This window comes from Thermostichus sp. MS-CIW-37 (assembly GCF_054060065.1).
Genome location: NZ_JBSSCV010000012.1, coordinates 77,577 through 85,087 on the forward strand (window position 1 = coordinate 77,577; position 7,511 = coordinate 85,087).

General features: G+C 58.5%; 5 protein-coding genes. 2 read left to right on the plus strand and 3 right to left on the minus strand.

What is annotated here, in order from left to right:
• The first annotated feature begins 195 nt into the window (after positions 1-195).
• Both ACVWYZ_RS07365 and glyS read left to right on the plus strand, forming a co-directional pair.
• Positions 196-2,274: a cation:proton antiporter domain-containing protein gene (locus tag ACVWYZ_RS07365; protein WP_457466666.1), complete on the plus strand. Its 2,079-nt coding sequence runs from the start codon at positions 196-198 to the stop codon at positions 2,272-2,274.
• Positions 2,275-2,756: 482 nt separating this feature from the next.
• Positions 2,757-4,949: a glycine--tRNA ligase subunit beta gene (gene glyS / locus ACVWYZ_RS07370; protein WP_457466667.1), complete on the plus strand. Its 2,193-nt coding sequence runs from the start codon at positions 2,757-2,759 to the stop codon at positions 4,947-4,949.
• A gap of 308 nt (positions 4,950-5,257) precedes the next feature.
• Here the strand turns inward: glyS and ACVWYZ_RS07375 are convergent, their stop codons facing one another.
• The 3 genes from ACVWYZ_RS07375 to ACVWYZ_RS07385 all read right to left on the minus strand — a co-directional run bounded on the left by ACVWYZ_RS07375 (position 5,258) and on the right by ACVWYZ_RS07385 (position 7,270).
• Entirely contained in the window at positions 5,258-6,181 is a 924-nt protein-coding gene (locus ACVWYZ_RS07375; RefSeq protein ID WP_457466668.1) for a fructosamine kinase family protein, read from the minus strand.
• A 12-nt stretch (positions 6,182-6,193) separates the two neighbouring features.
• Positions 6,194-6,655 carry a hypothetical protein gene (locus ACVWYZ_RS07380; RefSeq protein ID WP_457466669.1) on the minus strand — a complete coding sequence of 154 codons (462 nt, stop codon included), beginning with the start codon at positions 6,653-6,655 and terminating at the stop codon, positions 6,194-6,196.
• A 162-nt stretch (positions 6,656-6,817) separates the two neighbouring features.
• Complete coding sequence (locus ACVWYZ_RS07385) at positions 6,818-7,270, minus strand: hypothetical protein (RefSeq protein WP_414358508.1); 453 nt, start codon at positions 7,268-7,270, stop codon at positions 6,818-6,820.
• Positions 7,271-7,511 lie beyond the last annotated feature (241 nt).

Below are 7,511 nucleotides of genomic sequence, written 5' to 3' on the forward strand. Positions count from 1 at the left end.
AAGCTGTTTTCACTGCTTAATGTGTCTTAATGTGTCTGATGTACTTACTTTTGAATACTTATTAAACGCCCTGCCAGTAATTGAAGGCCGGACAAAGTCTGTGGGGCATCGAGAGCTACTTGGATCTGGAGGGATCTGATAGACTCATGCGGGCGCTTTGCCGGGTCTGTTCATTAGCTGTCTGTCGGGTGATTTATGCTGGCTAACTGGCTGCAAATTTCGGGGATCCCTCTAGCCCTGATCGGCCCTGTTGAGAATCCGGTGCTGGTGTTTTTGATCATCCTGACCATCATGCTGGTGGCTCCCTTGCTGTTTGAGCGGCTGCGCCTGCCGGGGATCATCGGGTTAATCTTGGCTGGGCTGGTGGTGGGGCCCTACGGCTTGGGCATCTTGCGGCGGGACGAGACCATCATCCTGCTGGGCACGGTGGGGCTGTTGTTTCTCATGTTCATGGCGGGGCTGGAGACCAGTCTGGAAGATTTGAAGCTCAATGCCGGGAAGGCCACCCTCTTCGGGGCGCTCACCTTTCTGTTGCCCATGCTCATCGGCACAGCAGCCATGTTGGCCATTGGGTATGGCTTTCTGGCGGCGGTGCTGGTGGCCTCTTGTTTTGCCTCTCACACCCTGATCGGTCTGCCCATCATCTCGAAGCTGGGGTTGATGCGTCTGCAGACGGTAACGGCAACTTTGGGGGCCACCCTTATCACGAATGTCCTGGCTTTGTTGGTGCTGGCGGTGGTGGTGCGCGCCCACCAAGGGGAGCTGTCGCTGCGCTTTTGGCTGACGTTGATCCCTTCCATTGCCCTCTACACGTTTGCCACCCTGTGGGGGGTGCCTAAGCTGGGCAGTTGGTTCTTTCAACGCTTTGGTCACGACGAAGGAGCGGAGTTTACTTTCGTGATCGCCACTTTGTTTGTGGTGGCCTACGGAGCGGGGTTGATCGGCATTGAGCCGGTGGTGGGAGCCTTTCTGGCCGGGACGGCCATTACCCCCATCATCCCCCAGCTCAGCCCCCTGATGAACCGGATCCAGTTTATCGGCAACACCCTGTTTGTGCCTTTTTTCTTGATCTCGGTGGGGATGCTGATCAATCCCGGTATTCTCTTGGGGGAGCCGCGCACGCTGCTGGTGGGCGGAGTGATGATTGCAGCGGAGGTGGTGAGCAAGTTTCTGGCCGCTTGGATCCCGGCCCAACTGTTTGGCTGGCGCTTTGCCAGCACGATGATCATGTTCGGTTTGTCGATGGCTCAGGCGGCAGCTACCCTGGCGGCGATCACGGTGGCTTTTCAGGTGGAGTTGGTGGATGAGCTGACGGTGAACGGCACCATTGCCATGATCCTGGTGACCTGTGTTGCCTCGCCTTGGATTGTGGCCCGCTGGGGAGAGCAAATGCAGCCAGCCGAAGTGGCGGCAGAGTCCACTGAATTGCCCAAGCCAGATTGGGGAGCTCGCGTCTTGGTGCCGGTGGCCAACCCGGATACCGAAAGCAACCTGCTGCAGTTGGCTTTGATTTTGGCCAAAAAAGATGGGGGAACGCTGCTGCCGCTGCATGTTTTGTCTGACCGCGCCGGGATCTCGCCGGCAGCCCTGGCCCTGCAGGAGCAGTTGCTGACTTTCGCAGAAGCTCTGGCCCACAGCGCCGTGGCCCGAGTGGAGCCGATCCGGCGGGTGGATGACTCGGTGGAAAAAGGGATCATTCGCTCGGCGGCGGAACGGCAGGCAACCTTGGTGATCCTGGGCTGGAAGGGCTACTCCACCTATGCGGAGAACTTTTTCGGCAGCATCATCGACGCGGTGGTGCGGCAGGTGGGGATCCCAGTGTTGATCACGCGGTTTCCGGTACCCATCGAGACGGCGCGCCGCATCCTCTTGGTTGCACCGGAGCTGGAGGTCTCTCCCGGATCCCTGCAGCAGACCCTTGGGCTGGCGCAGACGCTGGCCGGCGAATTGAAAGCAGGTTTGCAGATCCTGCTGGTGCAAACCCGACCTGGGCGGGAACGCTCCCCAGCCTTGCCGGCAGAAAGCTATGCCCACTTGCCGGTTCAGCGGGTGCAGGGGGGGGTGGTGGCGGAAGCCTTCAAAGCGCTGCAGCCAGGAGATGTGTTGGTGTTGATTCCCAGCGAAACCGGCAACCGGTCGCGTCTGGGCCGAGAGCCGGAGACCATCGCCCGCAACCGACCCAGCCTTCCCATCATCGTGGTGCATTTGCCGCGGGATTCAGCTCATCCCTTGCGCCAAGGAGATGGGGTTCTGGCGGCCGCAGAGCCCACTTGACAGGGATGGCATTGGGGTGTTGTCTGGCGGACTGGAGCTCTTGTCTCAACGACGCCCCGGCTCCCCTGGTAAACTGGGATACCCCAGGTTCGGAGCAGTCGTGAGCCAGAAGGGAGGCCCAGAGCCATAGACTATGTTGATTGAGGAAGTGGGGGTGGTACCCTACGGAGCACAGGAGCATGACTCTAGTCAATAATAAGCTCAACTATACTGAAAATGATGTATAATATGTTCAGTACGGATTACTACCAGTTGATCTTTCTGTTTACTTTCGAGTCTGCCAACATGGTAGCCAAAGCAAAGCAGAAAATTGGTAGTAAGACGACACGGAAACTGCGCTTTGGGTATTCTACTCAAAGCTTTGCGGGATACCGCCATTCTGTTTGGACTCCGTCCCGCTAACGCGAATGGAAACAAACAGAATGCTATCGCTGCATAGTTGAACAGTGATGTTCAGCAGTGTTCAGCGTAAATGTATCAGTATGGTTGCCTATTTGCTGGAAGTCGGCTGTGAGGAACTCCCGGCCAGTTTTGTGGATTCGGCCCTAGAGCAGTGGCGAACCGGGATCCCGGCCTCTTTGGCGGAGGCTCATCTGCAAGCGGAGCAGATGCAGCTTTTCGGTACGCCGCGCCGCCTGGCGGTTCTGTTGCAGGGGTTGCCCACCCAGCAGCCGGATCGCACTTTGGAGGTGAAGGGGCCGCCGGTTCAGGTCGCCTACCAAGATGGCCAGCTCACCCCTGCCGGGGAAAAATTTGCCCAAAAACAAGGGGTGGATCCCGGCAGCCTGGAAATCCGGCAAGTGGGCAAGGGATCCTTTGTGTTTGCGGTGCAGCGGGTGCGGGGCCGACCGACGGCAGCCGTGCTCCAAGAATTGGCACCCGCCTGGATTACCAACTTGAGTGGGGAACGGCTGATGCGCTGGGCCTGCGGGGATCTGAAGTTTCCGCGCCCCATTCGCTGGCTGGTTTCCCTTTGGGATGATCAGGTGCTGCCTTTGCTGCTGCCGACCCACGAGGGCAATACCATGCCGGGCTTGGTGGCGGGGCGGGTGAGCCGGGGGCACCGCGTTTTGGGATCCCAGCAGGTCACTCTGGAGCGGGCCGAGAGCTACGTTCAGCAAATGCAAGAGGCCGGGGTCAGCCCCGATCCGGCAGTGCGGGAAGCGTACATTCAGGCCGAGGTAACCAAGCTGGCCAGGCAGGTGAATGGGGAAGCCCAGATCCCTGCCCCTCTGCTGCGGGAGGTGGTGCAGTTGGTGGAGTGGCCGACGGCGGTTTTGGGGCGTTTTGAGCCGGAATTTTTGCGCCTGCCGCCGGCGGTGATTGAGACGGTGATGATCATCCACCAACGCTATTTCCCGGTACGGGATGGCCGGGATCCCCAGAAATTGCTGCCCTATTTCATCACCATTTCCAATGGCGACCCTGGGCAATCGGAGCGGATCGGGGCAGGCAACAGCCGGGTGGTACGGGCGCGCCTGTCGGATGCCCGCTTTTTCTACGAAGAGGATCGGCGGATCCCCTTGGCGCAGCGGGTGGAACGCCTGCAGGCGGTTACTTTTGCCGAAGGGCTGGGATCCATGCGGGACAAGGTGGAGCGCATCCGCCACATCAGCCGCCTCATTGCTGCTGCCTTGAACTTGGATGCCCAGGAACAAGCGCTGGTGGAGCGCACGGCTTACCTGTGCAAGGCGGATCTGGTTACCCAAATGGTGTACGAATTCCCCGAGCTGCAGGGGATCATGGGGGCCGACTACGCTCGGCAGGATGGGGAACCGGAGGCGGTAGCCGAGGGGATTGAGCAACACTACTGGCCTTTGGGAGCGGGGGACGCTTTGCCCACAGCACTGACGGGGCGGGTGGTGGGCTGGGCAGATCGCCTGGATACCTTGGTGGGCATGTTTCGCTTGGGGCGGATCCCCACCGGCTCCTCGGATCGCTTTGCCCTGCGGCGGGCCGCCAACAGCCTGGTGCTGGTTGCCTGGGATGCCGGCTGGACTTTTGACTTCAACTTGCTGTTGCAGAGCGTGGTGCAGGACTATGCCTTTGGCGATGTCCACACCTTGCGAGCCTTGCAGGAGTTTTTGGCCCAACGGATACAGACCCTTTTGCAGGAGGAAAAACGGATTGATTACGACTTGGTCAGGGCTGTGGTGGGGGATCCCGAGTCGGTCAAAGCGGAGGATCCCCAGAAGGCCGAGATCACCATGCGGGCCCTGGGCAACCTGCCCTTGACTTTGCTGCGGGCGGAGTACCTGCAACACCTGCGGGCCACCGGGGAATTGGCGGATCTCTATCCCACCCTCAATCGCTGCGCCCGCCTGGCAGCCCAAGGGGACTTGGACTACGCCGTGGTGGATCCGGCAGCCGCCGTGGATCCCGGTCAGTTGCAGGAGGCGGCAGAAAGGGAGTTGTACGAGGCTTGCCAGAAAATCTATCGTCTGGGGGTGGAGCCGGCCTTACGGGGAGATTTTGTTCCCTTGGTGGAAGCTCTGCAAGCGGCAGCCCCTCAGGTAGCCCAGTTTTTTGAAGCCGTTCTGGTGATGGATCCGGATCCTGTGCGACGGGCCAGCCGGCTCAATTTGCTGGGAGTATTGCGCAACCAGTCCCGCCTGTTGGGGGACATGGGGGCTGTGGTCATGGCAGGGGAGTCGTCGCCGGAGAAGACCTCCTAGCCGTTTCAGATCAGTTTACTTCGAGACAGATCCCCCTCACCCCCAGCTTCTCTCCCAGAGGGAGCTACCCCCCAAGGACTCTGTCCCACTGGCGCGAACGGCTTGGGAATGGACATATCGTCATTTCCACTCAAACTCAGAACACTGTGCCCACACCTAAACCGTTGGTCGCGTCTTCGCGTCAGCGTTGCGGAGCAATAGCGTTGCGGAGCAATAATGCAGGGGGTTAGAAGGTTTTTCAAGGACTCCGTCCCGCTGGCGCGAGCAGTAGCCCAGGCGTCTCATCTTAACCTGAACAACCATACGATTTATCCAAGAAATTGCAAACACTGCTGCAAAGCCCGCTGCACCGAGCCTAGGTAGCCCTCTCCAAACAGGTTGAGATGGTTGAGCCAGTGGTAGAGCTGGTAGAGGGGCTTGCGGTGAGGATATCCCTTATCCAAAGGATAGGTCTGCTGATAAGCCCGATAGAACTCCGGCGGAAAGCCGCCAAACAGTTCTGTCATCGCCAGATCCGTCTCTCGATCCCCGTAGTAGGTGGCCGGATCGAAAATCACCGGGGATCCATCGGCTAAGGCCCCGTAGTTGCCGCCCCACAGATCTCCATGCAACAGAGCGGGTTCTGGCCTGTAATCCTGAAAAAAAGCTTCTAGCTCCGCCATCACCCGTTCGGCTTGGGCCACCCACGTGCCGCGATACCCCTGTTGGCAAGCCAATTTCACCTGGTAGAGCAGCCGCTGTTCCCGATAAAAATCCGGCCAATTCTGCCGCCAACTGTTGATCTGAGGCGTAGAGCCGATGGTGTTGTCGCGCTCCCAACCGTAGCTGCCGTTGGGGGATAGGGTGCGGTGCAACTGGGCCAACTGGGATCCCAATAAACCCGCAGTCTGCGGACGGGGCGAGGTTAGCTCCAGGTATTCCAGCACCAAGTAAGCCTGCTCTCCTACGGATCCCCAGATGATGGGCTGGGGCACGCGAATGGCCTGGGCAGCCGCCAGGGTTCGCAAGCCCGCAGCTTCCGCTGCAAACATCTCCAGCGCTCTTTCTCCCCCACGGGCCAATTTGACAAAGTAGTCTCTTGCCCCTTCTGCAAGAGGGCTTTGGGAAGCGCAGGAAAACCGATAGGTGGCGTTGATGCTGCCTCCGCCCACAGAACGATACTGTAGGGGCTGGATGGGATCCCCTGTCGCTTCCGCAAGGTGCTGGGCGATGGTTTGCCAAAGAGTTTGCATCAGCAGCCAAAGTCAATTGTCGGAGAAAAACAGGTACTTAATCAGACCTGTAAGCACACCACCCACTAGGGTAATAATTGCCCCTCGGCTGATGAACTCCTGGTTGTCCAAGCGCTTGCCAATCCCGTCCATCTTCTCGCTCAGTTTGCCTTCCATCCCGTTGATCCTTTCGTTCAACTGGGCCTCAATGCCATCGATTTTCTCGGTGAGCTTGACCTCGACGCTGTTAATCCTTTCGTTCAGCTTGGCCTCAACGCCATCGATTTTCTCGGTGAGCTTGACCTCGACGCTGTTAATCCTTTCGTTCAGCTTGACCGCCACCCCGTCAACCCGCTCTTCCAGCCGCTTGATCTCCCCTTGCAGCCTTGTTTCCACCTGGCGGATCTCGCCCCGCATTTCTGTAAATTGCAGGTCGATCTTCCGATCCAGGGCGAGGATGAGATCTCTGAGATCGGGCTGGGCAGTTTCGTTCATGGGAAAGAGAGCAGCGGGGCTTGAAGCCATTATGGCAGCAGAGCACTCTGCTTCATCGTGTCGTTTGTCTTGTCAGCCTTGCTCAAGTTCATTCCAGAATGAACGTTTGCAGGCTTGCCATGGCAGCGCCGAAATCCTCGGTCAATTGGGGTGGCCCAGCTCCTATTCCCCTTCAGTAGGTGCTGCTGCCTCAGGATCCAAAACGGCTCCTGCCCCGTAAGAGTCAATATCTATGGCCTGGGAGCCGCCCGTAGCCAACAGAGCCAGCAGGGATCCCAACTGCCACCACACCAAGCCTGCCGTGCCCAACACTAGGATCCCACCGACGCAGGCGGCCAGAGCCATAGGCAGGCCAAACACATTCAAACACGCAGCCACAAAGCCAAAGGTAAACAAGCAGCAGAGACTGTAGGTGAGGATCACCCCAGGAGTGCGATAGCGAATTTGGGCTTGGCTATCCCGGTTGAGCTGCCAAAGGGCTACCTGGTATTCCAACTTGTCCTTGAAAAGGATGCCAAAGATAACGGCAAAAAAGCTGAGCAGGGCAATGGCAGAGTAAATGGGGGGATTGGCGAAGGGATCAGAAAAGTTGCCGCCGGCGTAAAGGGATTCCATGGGGCCTACCTCGGTTCGGGATCTAAGCTCTTAGCTTAACATTTCTTAGCATTACTGCCAGTAAGCCGGGTTGCGTTAGCTCCACCAAGTCCACCCTAACCAGGTTGTCGCTCACCGAAAAAACTGGGTCTGAAGCCCCGCCCTTGAGGCCTACGGCCCGCTGACGCGACAGGGCGGCTTTCATGTGTGTACAATACAACCCATGAAACAGACTCTAACACTGGTTTGTAAGTCCAACCCA